This window comes from Candidatus Paracaedimonas acanthamoebae (assembly GCA_017307065.1).
Lineage (GTDB): Bacteria > Pseudomonadota > Alphaproteobacteria > Caedimonadales > Caedimonadaceae > Paracaedimonas > Paracaedimonas acanthamoebae_A.
In genome coordinates this window covers 1-13,476 of record JAFKGL010000012.1, presented here as the reverse complement: position 1 = coordinate 13,476, position 13,476 = coordinate 1, and the positions used below count along the sequence as shown (strand labels likewise).

Genomic DNA, 13,476 nt, shown 5'->3' with positions numbered 1-13,476 from the left:
TAGATTTTTATGAAAACACCCCATCCAAAAACCTGTCTTCAACAAGAAATGAGTAATGTTGGTTTATCTGTCATTGTCGAAGCAAAGTTAAGAGAATATTTCTCCGCTCTCGGTGACATAAAGCCCACGTGTAGTCTCTATGAGCATGTTATTCGTGAGGTCGAACGCCCCCTGATTTCTCTCGTTCTTGAACATACCAAAGGGAATAAAGGCAAGGCTGCTGACCTTTTAGGTATCAATCGCAATACTTTACGTAAGAAATTACAAGAACATAATCTTACCTAAGGCGGCCCCCTTTATGAAACTATCTACTCTTCTATCCTTCAATATCTTTACAAAATGGAGGGTATGGCTTTTAATAGTTGCAGGGATCGCTTGTGGGATAGCAACTTATTTTACATTCAGTCATACGGGGTTGTTGGGAACAAACTCTCAAGCCATTGTTTTACTTTTAAATATAGATTTGGCAATTTTATTGCTATTTGTCATTATAATTGCACGGCGTCTTGTTAAATTATGGGGGCATCGCCGACAAAAACGTGCCGGCGCAAAACTTCATACCCGATTAGCTTTTATATTTGGGGCCCTAACTGTTGCCCCTACTATATTGATTTCTATTACCTCGGGTTACCTTTTTAATGCTGGAATTGGATCATGGTTTAACGAAAGAATCAGCACAGCACTTCAAGAATCTACCGCTGTTGCCGAAGCTTATCTAGAAGAACATAAAAAAGTTATTAGGGCAAATTGTGAAGGTATGGCACATGCCTTATCAGATAATTTTCAACTTCTTTTAAATGACCCTATTCACTTTAATCAAGCCCTTGATATAGAACTACAAGTACGCTCTTTGGATGAAGCCATAGTTTTCAACCCTTCCCCCGAAGTTCTTGCACGATCTCGGTTAAGTTTCTCTCTTGAATTTGAACCTATTTCTGAAATCGATCTCGAAAGAGCAGAAAAATCTGTTGTTATTAATACATCACAAAGTGGAGACCGTGTCCGCGCACTTATGAAGCTGCCTAATTATAATGCATACCTTCTTGTTGGAAGATTGGTTGATCCTGTTGTTTTAAAAAGAATTGCAAATACAAAAGACGCTGCCAGTGAATATAACCAGCTTCATGACATCCAGAAGCAATTAGAAATTAGATTTTTTCTCGCATTTATTTTAATTTCTCTGATTTTGTTAGCAATTGCTATATGGGTAGGGCTCAATTTTGCGAATCAACTAGCGTACCCCATTATTGATCTCATTGAAGCTGCTGAAAAAGTCGCTTCAGGCAATCTTAATGTAACAGTTAAAGACGGCCGCCAAGAAGATGAATTGTCTATCCTTGGCCGAACCTTCAATCATATGACGCACCAATTGCAAGTTCAACAACAAGAACTTATCGAAGCCAATCATCAAATTGATCAAAGACGTCAATTTATTGAAGATGTCTTAAGGGGCGTAAGTGCTGGCGTTATTGAACTTTCTTCAAAAGGGATCATTCGCCTGCTTAATCGTTCAGCGCTTGAGCTTCTGCGTCTTAATGATCACGAAATTCTGGGACAAAAACTTGCAAAAATAATTCCAGAGATGGGTGAAATTCTCATGCAAGCAAAAGAGAATAAGATTAATTTTTATCAAACTGAACTTAATTTGACACGAGAAGGTTTTACGCGCGTCCTGCTTGTGAGAGTTGTTCAGGAAAAAGGAGAAGAGTCTCTACAAGGAATTATCGTCACATTTGATGATATTACGGCTCTTGTTTTTGCCCAAAGAAAAGCTGCATGGGCAGATGTCGCCCGTGGAATCGCTCATGAGATTAAAAATCCTCTTACCCCTATCCAACTTTCTGCTGAGCGTTTACGTCGAAAATATCTTCCAGCCATTCAAAATGACTCTCAAGCTTTTGAAACATGCATTGAAACAATTATCCGCCAAGTTGATCATATCGGACGTATGGTCACGGAGTTTTCCGATTTTGCACGGATGCCAGCCCCTCAAATAACCCTTACAAATCTCATCGAATTATGCCAACAAGCTATTTTTCTTCAGCAATCTGCCCATCCAGAAATTGAGTTTGATTTTTCAAATACTTATCAACATTTAGATATCTATGCTGATTTGTCTCAAATTGGTCAGGTTTTGACAAATTTAATCCAAAATGCTATTGATTCAATTATAAATTGGCAGAATGAAACAAAAGAAAAAACTACTTTAGGGTGGATAGGATTAAAAATTATTCTTGATGATAAAAAATTGACTCTTTTAATTGAAGATAATGGAAAAGGCTTCCCTGAAAATCGTTCCTCTCTTACAGAACCTTATGTAACTTATCGTGAAAAAGGAACAGGACTTGGCCTTGCAATTGTAAAAAAAATTATTGAAGATCATGGAGGAGAGATTAATCTAGAGGATCGAAGCGTAAGAGGGGCTTGTGTACGTATCACTCTTCCAACTACAATTATAGAAAAGGTTGTTATGATGCCTTCTGTCCCGTTTAATATATCTTAGGAATTAGATTATGGCACGTGACATACTTATTGTAGATGATGAGGCAGATATTGGACGCCTTATGACCGAAATCCTCGAAGATGAGGGATATCAATGTCGCCACGCAATAGATGGGACAAAAGCTCTAGAAGAAATCCACATGAGACGCCCAAGTTTAGTCATTTTAGATATCTGGTTGGGGGATAGCCGCTTTGATGGGATAAAACTTTTGGAACTCATCAGAAAGGATCATATAGACCTCCCCGTGATCATGATGAGTGGCCATGGCACAATTGAAACTGCCGTTACTGCCATCAAAAATGGAGCCTATGATTTTATTGAAAAGCCATTTAAAGCAAATCGTCTATTATTAGTGATTGAAAGAGCCATTGAAGCTGCGAAACTAAAACGAGAAAATAAAGAACTAAGATCTAAAACATCTATTCTCACTCAATTAATTGGCGCTTCTCCTTCAACAAATCAGATAAGGCAACAAATTGAACGGGTTGCCTCAACAAGTAGCCGCGTCTTAATCTCCGGTGCATCTGGCGTTGGAAAAGAAGTTGTTGCTCGCCTTATCCATAATAAATCACGAAGAGAAAAAGGGCCCTTTATTGTCCTGAATTGTGCAACCTTAAATCCAGAACGTTTTGAACAAGAGCTTTTTGGACAAGAAAATGAACAAGGAATCAAAATTGGTCTTTTAGAACAAGCTCACCAAGGCACATTGTTTCTTGACGAAGTATCAGATATGCCCTTGGAAACACAAGGGAAGATCGTTCGTTCTTTACAAGAGCAAAACTTTTTAAGAGTCGGTGGAACAAAAAAAGTACAAGTCGATGTCCGCGTTTTAGCTTCTTCTTCTCAAGATATAAAACTAGAAGTTATGGAAGGAAAATTTCGCGAAGATTTATATTATCGCCTTAATGTTGTCCCTCTTCGTGTTCCGTGCCTTAAAGAAAGACGTGATGATATTCCGCAATTAGTCGAAGAGTTCACCCAACGCATCGCTTCTTCTCAAGGCTTACCTTTGCGCATTTTTACCAAAGAAACTCTTCTTATTTTGCAATCATATGATTGGCCCGGCAATATAAGGCAGCTTAAAAATGTTATTGAATGGATCCTTATTATGGCCATGGAAAAAGAAGATCATTATATCACCCCTGACTTTCTTCCTGCAGAAATCTGTGGCGAGACCCCTTCTTTATTACGAAATGAAGAAAGTTCTAAACTGATGAGTCTTCCGCTACGTGAAGCAAGAGAACATTTTGAGAAAGATTATCTTTTAGCGCAAGTCGCTCGCTTCTCAGGAAATATTTCACAAACTGCTCACTTTGTAGGAATGGAACGCTCTGCTTTACATCGAAAATTAAAAACTCTCCAGATTGAACGTAACAACCGTTAATAAACTAAAATTATCAAAAGAGGTTTTATGCGAGTCATTATTTGTGGTGCAGGTCAAGTTGGTTTTAATTTAGCTCGCTATCTCTCTGAGCGCGATAATCATGTTACTGTGATTGACTCTTCAGCAGAACTTATTAATAGAATTAATGATCGCTTAGATGTGAAAGCCATTTGCGGATTTGCCTCTCATCCTGAAGTTTTAGAAAGTGCAGGTGCAGCCTCAGCAGACATGATCATTGCAGTAACCTATTCAGATGAAGTCAATATGATTGCCTGTGAGATTGCTCATGCTCTTTTTAAAATTCCAACTAAAATCAGTCGTATTCGTAGTCAGGCTTACCTAGATCCAAAATGGTCTCGACTTTTTTGTAAAGAACATCTCAGTATTGATGTCGTTATTTCACCTGAAGTTGAAGTCGCAAAATCTATCAGCCAAAGCTTAAGCATCTCTGGTGCTTCTGACCTCATTTCTTTAGCAAATGGTCGCGTTAATATTGTTGCTGTAAGATGTACCCAAGATACGCCGGTAATCAACACCCCTATTAGTCATGTCACTAGCCTTTATCCAGACTTAGACCTCACCGTTATTGGAATTGTCCGAGAAGAACATAACTTCTTGCCCCAACCTCAAGATATTCTTCAAGTAGGAGACGCCGTTTATTTCGCCGTTTCTCAAGAACAAATTTCCCTTGCAATGAATGCTTTTGGATTTGAATATCAAGCGGCCCATAGACTTTTAATTCTAGGAGGAGGCAATATTGGCTTGAGTTTAGCTCAAGAAATAGAGTTATCACACCCGGAAGTTCAGATAGAAATTATTGAAAAAGATCCTGCAAGAGCTGAATCTATCGCCAGTGTTTTGAAGAATACGATTGTACTTTGCGGAGATGCTCTTGAGAGTGAAATTCTCCAAGAAGCAAGCGTTTCAACCACAGGAACTGTTGTTGCTTTAACTGAAGATGATCGGGTCAACACACTTGCCTCTCTTCTTGCAAAACGCTTAGGGGCCACAAGAGCTCTTGCTTTGATTAATAATACCTCTCATGCTCCTCTTGTAACTTCTTTAGGTGTAGATGCAATCATCACTCCCCGTAAAATCACCGTTTCTAAAATTCTCCAGCATGTCCGGAGAGGTCGAATTAGATCTGTTCATTCTTTAGGCGAAAATTTTGGTGAAATCATTGAAGCGGAGGCCGTGCAAACTTCGAGTCTCATCGGCTCAACCGTTCAAGATCTCAATAGCGATAAAGAAATTATTGTTGCCGCTATTATTCGTAATAGTGAGGTGATTATTCCTCTTCCATCGACCATTATTCAGTTAGAAGATCGCATTATTATTATGGTTGCAAACCAAGCAATCTCAAAAATTGAAAAATTGTTCTCAGCAAGAATTGATTATTACTAGTTCATAACATCAATCCTCAAAATTTCTTAGATTTTTGAAGAGTCGTTTTTCTCCTATTGTTGTTAGGGAGTTTATTTTTTTGCTTATTTTAAACTTACTATTTTAGACTATTTTAATTTTATATCTTTTATAAAGTATATTAATATAATCTTAAAAGGTACGAGGAGCGAAATAGATTAAGCATGAGAAAATCAACCCATAATACCGAAACAGAAATAAACCCAGTTGACATTTTTGTAGGACAAAAATTAAGAGATTTTAGAGAAAAAGTAGGTTGGACCCTTTCAGATTTAGCAGAAAAAGTTGGTGTTTCGCATCAACAAATTCATAAATATGAGCAGGGGCTTACTAAAATTTCTGCAAGTATGCTTTACAAGCTTACGACGATCTTTAAAACTACTTCTAACTGTTTTTTTGAAGGATTTAACCCGGAACTTCTTCAGGAAAAAGAAATAAAAACAGATGATCTTATTTCTCTTGAAACAAAAGGACATATTAATTTACTTCTTATTGAAGATAATCCAGCCGACGAATTTCTAGTCCGGAAAGTTCTTGAATCTGCAAAATATCAATTTGATATTTACTGCTTACATGAGGGAGATGAAGTCCTTGATTTTTTACGCCATAAGATTTCTCTGACCTCTTTTTCACGCCCAGACATCATTCTTCTTGACCTTAACCTTCCTAAAGTCAATGGTCTTTCTATCCTCAGAGCGTTAAAGCAAGATCGTGATTTGCAAGGAATTCCCGTCCTTGTCCTAACCAGTAGCTTAAGCAAGATGGATATGGTCAATGCCTATAAAAATTATGCAAGTGGCTACATTATTAAGTCTTTTGAATTTGAAATTTTCAAAAAGAATCTATTAATGGCTCTTGATTATTGGGTAGAAACTGTCGTTTTTCCAGAGCAAGTTTAAGCAAAAAAATAGAAAAATAGAGGAAAAAACTTTTTCGAAGATAAACTATTATCCTCTCTTTTCCCCTCTCTTACGTAGCCCATAGAATAGCAGCCAGGGTTAAAATAGCCCCTAATACAGCTATAATATTTACGCTCATAAGGATTTTATCCTTAAGAAGGTGACCATAAATAACCCAACTTATGGAAGAAAAAAGAGCGATTGTAAATCCACTCAAAGAAACCCCTTGAGCATTCCCTGTAAGAAAAATCTTAATGGCTTGAAGATAAAAAAGAGATTGACCCACAATCCCCATACATAACATGTACTTTGCATAATATTTTAAGAATTTACTTTTGCTTGAACTTTCTTTTTCTGTCTTTTTAACCTCAATCTGAGGTTTGGTAATTTCCTCATTATTATAATTAACTGCTTTCTTCTGAACTTGAGCCATTGGAAATATTACTCCTATATTTTGTACATTTGTTAAATAGGATTAAAAATAAGAATAAAAACAGAAGAAAATCACTTATTTTTTAAACTTTTACATTTATCTCTTTTGATGAAAACTGATTATTGGAAATAATATTTATAACTCAAGGGGAAGAGAAATGAATTCCAAACAAGATTTTATAAAAAAACTGAAGAAAAAATTTTACTCTTTTGATAAAAATATTTCTTACATTACAAACGCTTCAGGCAATGAGTTCTTTAATAAAAAATTAGACGACATTAATCCTTATCTTCAAGATGCTTTTGATATTTACAAAAAAATAAGAATCTCAAAAGAAGAAGAATGGGGGAAATTTCGCCCTCTTGCATCAAATATTTTCCAAAAATTAACAGAAAAATTCTCAGCTGCTATTAAAGATATTAAAAAATAGAGGATATAAAAAAATTCCCCTTCTCTTCTTAAGAAAAGGGGTTTCCTCTTTTGGAATTTATAAGGTTTTCCGGGACTTTGACGCCTTCTTCTTTTTGCATGAGTTAAACTTTTTATATCTCTCGAGAAAAAAATTCTCAGATATTTTTCAAATGATTTGAAATTTCTTGAAGCGTACAATGTGTAAGATCTTTACTAACCTCTTTATGAATAAAATCTTTGAACTTAGGATCTAGATTTTTCCTAAGTTCACCAAGCATTTTGGGTTCAGAAAATACAATAATACATTCCGTAGGATACAATTTAAGGATATTTTCAAGGACCCGACTAATTTCTAACGAAAAGCTTCTTCTTTCATTTTCTTTTGCCTCATGATGAGGATCTAGAAAATGACTTGAAACTCCCCTTTTACGAAAAAAATTATCGCGCCCTTTTTGGAGTAAAACTTTCCACCATTTTTCTGCTTTTATGCCCTTCAACAGATGTTGGACTTTCTTCCCTTTAGAAGAATAAAATTTAGCTACTTTACTATCTGTAATTAATACTAGTACGTTCGATGTAACCATTTATATTTCTTCCTTTTTTAAAGTTAATTATGGGACATTATTAAGATCAATCCTAAAAGTATATAAGCCGCTAAAAAAGAAATAGGCACAAACATTTCTCGAAGAGTCAGCGAATTTTTGATTTCATCCAAGTAAGCCTTATGAAGTAAAGTGCCAAATATAGGCAATGGTAAATAATTCTCGATCACTAAAAGCAAAGCGCGTTTTTGTTCAATGGTTTTTTTGATTGTTGCTAAATAACTTAACCATGAACAACAGAGAACAAAACCAAGCAAAACAAGAACCCAAATGATCAAAGGTTTTTGTTGATTATTGAGATTAAAGATATCTCTTATATAAACAATTGAAGAAATCCCCAACGAATTAACGGTAACCCAAAAATTATTGGCTGATTCCCGCTGCTGATTACTCGTATTAATTGAATCACTAAGGATCTTATATTGATCTATGATTTGCTCTTGATTCGCATTTTTATTCAGAGATATTCCTTTTTTTATATCTTCCGCTTGCTTCGCCACCATATAAAACCTTCCTGAGTTAAACCCTTAATTAGACATAGGGCAAGACCTTCCCCTAAGTAGTATGAGCAAAAGTAGAGAATCATAATAGTTGATATTTTCTCAATAATTCGCATGGTTATATAATTTTTTTTGGATTACTGTTGTGTAGATAGACACCAGCAGAAAGGAATATACTCATGAAAAATAAAACGATATTTTCAACTATTATTTTGACAACGGTATTAACTGGAACCCTCTTAACGGGCTGTGCGGTTTTTCACGATCGGGAAACGCCAGGAGAATATATTGATGACTCTGGGAAAACGGCAAACATCAAGTCATTACTGATCGCGGAACCATCCCTGAATGCCACAGAAATCCATGTTGATACATTCAAGGATACTGTTCAATTAAGTGGTTTTGTCAAAACACGGGAACAAGCAAACACAGCAGAAAGAATTGCTCGCCAAACCAAAGGTATTAAGAAAATTATAAATAATATCAAAGTACAACGCTAATAACAGAGGGTTTGTAGGAATTCCTACAAACCCTCGTTTACTCACTTAGCCGCTATTTCCTTAAACTAAATTTTTGGAATATTGGCCGCTTAACTTTCAAAAGAAATTTCTTCTTTTTTTAAACTTTTAATAATAAAAATTTTTTATTATACCGCCTTATAGTTATTTTATAATAAAGTTAACCCTTATGAAAATTTTTATTAATTTAAACTCAAGGATTTTTTTTTGAAAAACCACCTAAAAGATCTTGTAATTCAAAAAGAAAATGAAGATCTTCTCAAAGTCTTTATTAAAACAATGCCAACAGCTGTTGCTATGCTTGATGACAAATTACAATATATCATTACAAGTGATCGCTGGTTTGAGGAAACGAATTTACCCGAGAGCGACATCATCGGAAAATTGCACTATGAAGTGGTTCCCGACCTTCCTGAACGATGGAAAGAAGTCCACCAGCGATGTTTAAAAGGAGAGCATATAAAATGTGATGAAGACGTTTTTATACGCTCAAATGGTAGTGTTGAGTATCTCAGATGGGAAAACTTACCATGGTATAAATCTCCTGGCCACATTGGAGGCCTTATTATGTTTGTTGAGCATATTACAGAACGTAAGATTGTTGAGAAGAAAATGGAAAAAATGCTAACCCAGCTAAAAAAATCCAATAATGAATTAAAACAATTTGCGCACATGTGCGCCCATGATTTGACGGAACCTCTTCGAACCATTACAAATTACATTCATTTAGTTGAAGAAAAACTGCAAAATAAAGACCTTGCAGATATTAACGATTATCTTAATATCATTCATGATGGCGCCACTTACATGCGGGCTCTTGTTCAAGGAATCTTAAATTATTCCCAAATGGGGCTTCATAAACCGGATAAATCCTTCTTTAATTTTGAAAAAATAATCAAAAATACCCAGATTACCCTTGCTAAGAAAATTAAAGAAAAAAATGCTGTTATTCAGTGGAGTGATTTACCAAAAGTTTATGCCGATGTCACTCTCCTCACTCAAGTCATGCATAACCTTATCAGTAATGCTTTAAAATTCAACGGCAGTGAAACGCCGATAATCACAATCACGGCAGAAGAGAAAAAAGACGCTTGGCTTATCAACATTACTGATAATGGAATAGGTATTGATAAAAAATACCATGCTAATATCTTTAATATCTTTGTCCGACTTCATCGAAAATCCCAATATCCGGGTTCTGGGATTGGTTTAGCTTCATGTAAAAAAATCATAGAAGATCATGGGGGCGAAATAGGCGTGCAATCTAGCCTCAATAAAGGCTCTACCTTTTGGTTCACCTTGCCAAAAAAATAACTCCTTTCGTTGATAAGAAAAGAGAAATATCTGTTGAGAAAAGTTTTCTTCCTCGCATCCTCTCTTGAGAGATGACTTACTTAAGTCGACGCACCCAAGCTTGCCAATCGCGCGCACCCAAATCTTTTTCAAACGAAAGTAACTCTTTCACCGTTTTTGCACAGATCGATTCATCAGGAATCATAAGCTCTTGATTCATGGCCAACGCTAAACACTGCGCCTTACAAGCCTGTTGAAGATGATGCGTATAAAACATGGCCTCGTGAAGAGTCTTGCCACACGTTAAAGAGCCATGATTCCTCATCAGCATAACAAATTTATCTTGTAAATCATCAACAAGATCTGCTCCTTGTCCCTGATCAAGCGTGAGAGAATTATAAGTGTGATAAGCGATTTGATCATAAAAATGAAGGGCCCATTGACTCAAGGGTTGCAACCCTTTTTTGAGGGCTGAAACCGCCACAATCTCAGGTGTATGAATATGGAAAATTGCATTGATATCAGGCCGGCGTCGATAAATAGCCCCATGAATCACATAGCCTGTCTCATTATATTGGTACTCAGAACCTTCTAAAATCTCGCCCTCAAGAGAGACTTGCAGTAAGCACTCAGGCGTTACCTCTTCAAAACAAAGCCCAAACGGATAGATGTAATAGGAATGACCGTCTTCTGCACGAACGGATAAATGCGTATAGGTGTGGTCATCCAAGCCTAAATAAGCATGGATACGATAGGCATAGGCCAAGTCTTTTCGTAAAAGGCTCATCATCTCGATCTTTTGTTTTCTTTCCACCTGCTTTGTAATTATCACAAGTGATAAATAATGCTAGAGATAAAAGAGGCTCATCAAGACTTCATTTTACCTTTTTATAAACTTCCAATCATGGTTGAGCGCCTCTTTCAAGCAATATTTTTCTCTATCTTTTTTTTATCTTACTTTTTACCCTGCGCTTCATTGCTTATCCCCGCACAACACCTGAAATTCCAGCAAAGATTCCCGCGTGATCGCGTCCTTTTTCAGCTCGTTCTCTTGACCAACAAACCGAAATAATCCTTTCCCATGAGGCTCCATGGAAACTTCCTGTCCTTCCAATTTTTGCTTCAAAAGCGCCGTCATTTGAGTGATTTCTTGAGCTCCTTTATAGGTACTGACGGCTCTCAAATTAAACGTGATTGTTCCTCGCGTCACATCAGGGAAAGACCATGATTGACTTATTTCCTCATAAACAACATAAGGAGTTCTCGCCTCTGGGGGCACAAAACCATATACCAAAATATCTTCTTTTAAGAGGTTCTCGATCAAAGGAAACACCGAAATCTTTGTCATTTCTTCTCCTCTTCATGATCTTTTAAAGCCATCCCACAGAACTGTTGCCATCCTCCATGAAGATCATCTTCTCCATCTGCAAAAATAGTGTAAGAGGTCCGCGCGCCTTTAAGACGCATTCCGGCTTTAATAAGAATATGACGACGAGCAGAGAATATATAAATGGGATTCTCAAGATATTTTGCCCCGAGCCGATACCCTCGCGTGGCATGCCCCATATGGCGCCTTATAGGAGGTAATATCTCTCGTTTTACCCAGAGTCGACCGATATCTTGCCACTCTTCTCTCACCCTTCCTTCTTGATCTGATAGAGGCCTATTTTGCTGTACAAGCACAAGCTCTTGCAAACTATTTAAGGTTGTTTTCATCTTTTGATTCCTTTTTCGTCAGTCTACCCTAATCGCTGAACACGATAAGGTTGAATCAATTGAATGGCCGCATTACACAACGGAAGAGGAACAGCTTGATTATCATTGCTGGAGACACGCTTTTCAAAAAGCTCCGCCACCATCATTAAGATCCCATGCTGAAGGGATTCAGGAATATCCTTATGATGCAAACCATAACCTGCCTTAAAATCAACTTGGATCATGCTGTTCCGGCTGGCCTCAAGGCTTAAGGTTTTTCCGAAATAAAGTTTGGCAATGCGCCCTGCGGTATCAAGACGATAATCTTTTAACTCACATTGGCGATATGGCTCGATAAGTTTCGGGCAGCTCAAAAGTTCGACAAAAGGTGACCGCGGAAGCTCAATGCCTTGATCATGGTGACGGTGGTTTCCGGTTAGGAAACCATTGTCACTTTTCGTCATGCAAAAACCCGCATTTACCGTAAAGCGCCACGTCTGATGAATAAGTGAACGGGCTGTAAATGCTTCAACAGCAAGTCGCGCTGTTTTGATGAGATGCTTTAAGAGTTCATCTTCTTCAGAACTCTCAATCCTTAAAAAAGCTTTTACATCCGCCAAAGTCACAGGTTCTTTTCCTGGATGGTGTAATAACGTTAAACTCATTTTTTATCTTTCCCCTAGAAGTTTATCTTAACAAAAAGACTATTAAAAAATTATTACGTGAGTGAGGGGACTCCGAAAAAAACATTTTTGAAGCTCACCCTCCTCCTTTTCTAAGCTGCAAAGAAAATTACTTTGAGGGCTTCAAAATTAATCACGTCGCCTCCCACGCGTTTTGTGGTATAAAATTCCACATACGGTTTTGAACTAAATGGATCTCTTAGAATACGCATCCCCGCTCGATCAACAATTTGATACCCTTCTCTAAAATTACCAAAGACGATAGATTTTGAGGGAGTACCTGCAACCAAAGACGGCATATCTTCCGCCAAGACAACAGGATACCCCAGCAAAGTCGGACTCACGTCATCGGCTAATCCTGGCTGCCAGAGATAGTGATGGTTTTGATCTTTAAGTTTGCGGACCATGGCATGGGCAGACCGAGACATTAACCATACGGCCCCTTTTTGATATTCAGGCTTTAAGGCATTCATGGTTTCGATCAAGATATCGGCTGCATTTTGATCTGAAAAAGCCCCATCTTTCCCTGTTTTAATATGCTCAAGCTTACCCCATTCCCACGTTGCACGATCCTTCGTTTCATAGGTTAAGAATCCTTTGGGCTTATTATCCCCATCTCCCTGAATAAAGGCATGATTTTCGACCTGAGAAAGTTTCGTGGCAATCCGCCCTGCGAGCCATGACTCAACATCAACCCGCGCATCATCTAACAACTTTTGCGTGGCACGCGGTTTGGCATAAAGCTCATGTACGGGAATCCGCAACTTCATTAAAGTAGGCGTCTTTGTTTCTGGACGTTCTGCGATCTCAGTCACCCAACCAACTTCAGCTCCTTCTTTATCCAACAAGAGTTCAATTGCACTGGCCGAAATTGTGATGACGGATGAGATAGCTCGTATCGGCGATAAATCTTCCAGATCTCGACCAATACGATCAGCGATCACCTGGGGAATTAGATATCCTCCATCAGCTTCAACTCCCGTCGTTAGATTTTTTATTTCCATGCTTTCCAGGTGTTTTGCTTCTCCTTGCCGGACATAATTTAGGAGGGCTTTCTTTTGGGCCGTTTCAGCCTGTAAAAATCCTCCATTATTCTCAAAGGCCGGCCGTTTATGCGCAAGCTCAAGATGATG

At 37.6% G+C, this 13,476-nt stretch carries 16 protein-coding genes; 8 read left to right on the top strand and 8 right to left on the bottom strand.

Features of this window, described 5'->3' with window-relative positions; genetic code table 11:
• Nucleotides 1-9 precede the first annotated feature (9 nt).
• The 5 genes from J0H12_01840 (at nt 10) to J0H12_01820 (ending at nt 6,208) form a co-directional block, all read left to right on the top strand.
• Nucleotides 10-285, top strand: a complete 276-nt coding sequence (locus tag J0H12_01840) for a hypothetical protein (protein ID MBN9412655.1) — start codon at nt 10-12, stop codon at nt 283-285.
• A 13-nt stretch (nt 286-298) separates the two neighbouring features.
• On the top strand, nt 299-2,503 hold the full coding sequence (locus tag J0H12_01835) for a PAS domain-containing sensor histidine kinase (GenBank protein ID MBN9412654.1): 2,205 nt from the start codon (nt 299-301) through the stop codon (nt 2,501-2,503).
• Nucleotides 2,504-2,513: 10 nt separating this feature from the next.
• Nucleotides 2,514-3,887, top strand: a complete 1,374-nt coding sequence (locus J0H12_01830; GenBank protein MBN9412653.1) for a sigma-54-dependent Fis family transcriptional regulator — start codon at nt 2,514-2,516, stop codon at nt 3,885-3,887.
• A 27-nt stretch (nt 3,888-3,914) separates the two neighbouring features.
• The gene (gene trkA / locus J0H12_01825; GenBank protein MBN9412652.1) at nt 3,915-5,291 is read left to right on the top strand and encodes a Trk system potassium transporter TrkA; all 1,377 of its coding nucleotides are present in this window, start codon (nt 3,915-3,917) and stop codon (nt 5,289-5,291) included.
• 182 nt (nt 5,292-5,473) lie between these two features.
• Nucleotides 5,474-6,208 carry a response regulator gene (locus J0H12_01820; GenBank protein ID MBN9412651.1) on the top strand — a complete coding sequence of 245 codons (735 nt, stop codon included), beginning with the start codon at nt 5,474-5,476 and terminating at the stop codon, nt 6,206-6,208.
• 70 nt (nt 6,209-6,278) lie between these two features.
• Here the strand turns inward: J0H12_01820 and J0H12_01815 are convergent, their stop codons facing one another.
• Nucleotides 6,279-6,641: a hypothetical protein gene (locus J0H12_01815; protein MBN9412650.1), complete on the bottom strand. Its 363-nt coding sequence runs from the start codon at nt 6,639-6,641 to the stop codon at nt 6,279-6,281.
• Nucleotides 6,642-6,798: 157 nt separating this feature from the next.
• On the opposite strand from J0H12_01815, the gene J0H12_01810 reads away from it, so the two are divergent.
• A complete protein-coding gene (locus tag J0H12_01810) occupies nt 6,799-7,071 on the top strand; it encodes a hypothetical protein (protein ID MBN9412649.1) in 273 nt (90 codons plus the stop codon).
• 136 nt (nt 7,072-7,207) lie between these two features.
• Here J0H12_01810 and J0H12_01805 read toward each other — a convergent pair whose 3' ends face one another.
• Together J0H12_01805 and J0H12_01800 are read right to left on the bottom strand one after the other, a co-directional pair.
• A complete protein-coding gene (locus tag J0H12_01805) occupies nt 7,208-7,636 on the bottom strand; it encodes a host attachment protein (protein MBN9412648.1) in 429 nt (142 codons plus the stop codon).
• 23 nt (nt 7,637-7,659) lie between these two features.
• Entirely contained in the window at nt 7,660-8,157 is a 498-nt protein-coding gene (locus tag J0H12_01800; protein ID MBN9412647.1) for a hypothetical protein, read from the bottom strand.
• A gap of 176 nt (nt 8,158-8,333) precedes the next feature.
• Between J0H12_01800 and J0H12_01795 the strand changes: the two genes are divergently transcribed.
• Together J0H12_01795 and J0H12_01790 are read left to right on the top strand one after the other, a co-directional pair.
• On the top strand, nt 8,334-8,654 hold the full coding sequence (locus tag J0H12_01795) for a BON domain-containing protein (protein MBN9412646.1): 321 nt from the start codon (nt 8,334-8,336) through the stop codon (nt 8,652-8,654).
• 225 nt (nt 8,655-8,879) lie between these two features.
• Entirely contained in the window at nt 8,880-9,986 is a 1,107-nt protein-coding gene (locus J0H12_01790) for a PAS domain S-box protein (GenBank protein MBN9412645.1), read from the top strand.
• Nucleotides 9,987-10,062: 76 nt separating this feature from the next.
• Here J0H12_01790 and J0H12_01785 read toward each other — a convergent pair whose 3' ends face one another.
• The 5 genes from J0H12_01785 to J0H12_01765 form a co-directional block, all read right to left on the bottom strand.
• Nucleotides 10,063-10,755 (bottom strand): class II aldolase/adducin family protein, encoded by a 693-nt coding sequence (locus J0H12_01785; GenBank protein ID MBN9412644.1) that lies wholly within the window; start codon nt 10,753-10,755, stop codon nt 10,063-10,065.
• Nucleotides 10,756-10,938: 183 nt separating this feature from the next.
• Nucleotides 10,939-11,313 carry a hypothetical protein gene (locus J0H12_01780; GenBank protein ID MBN9412643.1) on the bottom strand — a complete coding sequence of 125 codons (375 nt, stop codon included), beginning with the start codon at nt 11,311-11,313 and terminating at the stop codon, nt 10,939-10,941.
• Nucleotides 11,310-11,681, bottom strand: a complete 372-nt coding sequence (locus J0H12_01775) for a hypothetical protein (GenBank protein MBN9412642.1) — start codon at nt 11,679-11,681, stop codon at nt 11,310-11,312. Before J0H12_01775 ends, J0H12_01780 begins: the two co-directional genes overlap by 4 nt.
• A gap of 23 nt (nt 11,682-11,704) precedes the next feature.
• Complete coding sequence (locus tag J0H12_01770; GenBank protein ID MBN9412641.1) at nt 11,705-12,325, bottom strand: phage head-tail connector protein; 621 nt, start codon at nt 12,323-12,325, stop codon at nt 11,705-11,707.
• 110 nt (nt 12,326-12,435) lie between these two features.
• On the bottom strand, nt 12,436-13,476 hold a 1,041-nt coding region (locus J0H12_01765; protein ID MBN9412640.1), incomplete at its 5' end, for a phage major capsid protein.

Coding starts and splice junctions, on each gene's coding strand:
- J0H12_01840 (MBN9412655.1), top strand. CDS start 10: ATGAAAACACCCCATCCAAAAACCTGTCTTCAACAAGAAATGAGTAAT.
- J0H12_01835 (MBN9412654.1), top strand. CDS start 299: ATGAAACTATCTACTCTTCTATCCTTCAATATCTTTACAAAATGGAGG.
- J0H12_01830 (MBN9412653.1), top strand. CDS start 2,514: ATGGCACGTGACATACTTATTGTAGATGATGAGGCAGATATTGGACGC.
- trkA (MBN9412652.1), top strand. CDS start 3,915: ATGCGAGTCATTATTTGTGGTGCAGGTCAAGTTGGTTTTAATTTAGCT.
- J0H12_01820 (MBN9412651.1), top strand. CDS start 5,474: ATGAGAAAATCAACCCATAATACCGAAACAGAAATAAACCCAGTTGAC.
- J0H12_01815 (MBN9412650.1), bottom strand. CDS start 6,641: ATGGCTCAAGTTCAGAAGAAAGCAGTTAATTATAATAATGAGGAAATT.
- J0H12_01810 (MBN9412649.1), top strand. CDS start 6,799: ATGAATTCCAAACAAGATTTTATAAAAAAACTGAAGAAAAAATTTTAC.
- J0H12_01805 (MBN9412648.1), bottom strand. CDS start 7,636: ATGGTTACATCGAACGTACTAGTATTAATTACAGATAGTAAAGTAGCT.
- J0H12_01800 (MBN9412647.1), bottom strand. CDS start 8,157: ATGGTGGCGAAGCAAGCGGAAGATATAAAAAAAGGAATATCTCTGAAT.
- J0H12_01795 (MBN9412646.1), top strand. CDS start 8,334: ATGAAAAATAAAACGATATTTTCAACTATTATTTTGACAACGGTATTA.
- J0H12_01785 (MBN9412644.1), bottom strand. CDS start 10,755: ATGATGAGCCTTTTACGAAAAGACTTGGCCTATGCCTATCGTATCCAT.
- J0H12_01780 (MBN9412643.1), bottom strand. CDS start 11,313: ATGACAAAGATTTCGGTGTTTCCTTTGATCGAGAACCTCTTAAAAGAA.
- J0H12_01775 (MBN9412642.1), bottom strand. CDS start 11,681: ATGAAAACAACCTTAAATAGTTTGCAAGAGCTTGTGCTTGTACAGCAA.
- J0H12_01770 (MBN9412641.1), bottom strand. CDS start 12,325: ATGAGTTTAACGTTATTACACCATCCAGGAAAAGAACCTGTGACTTTG.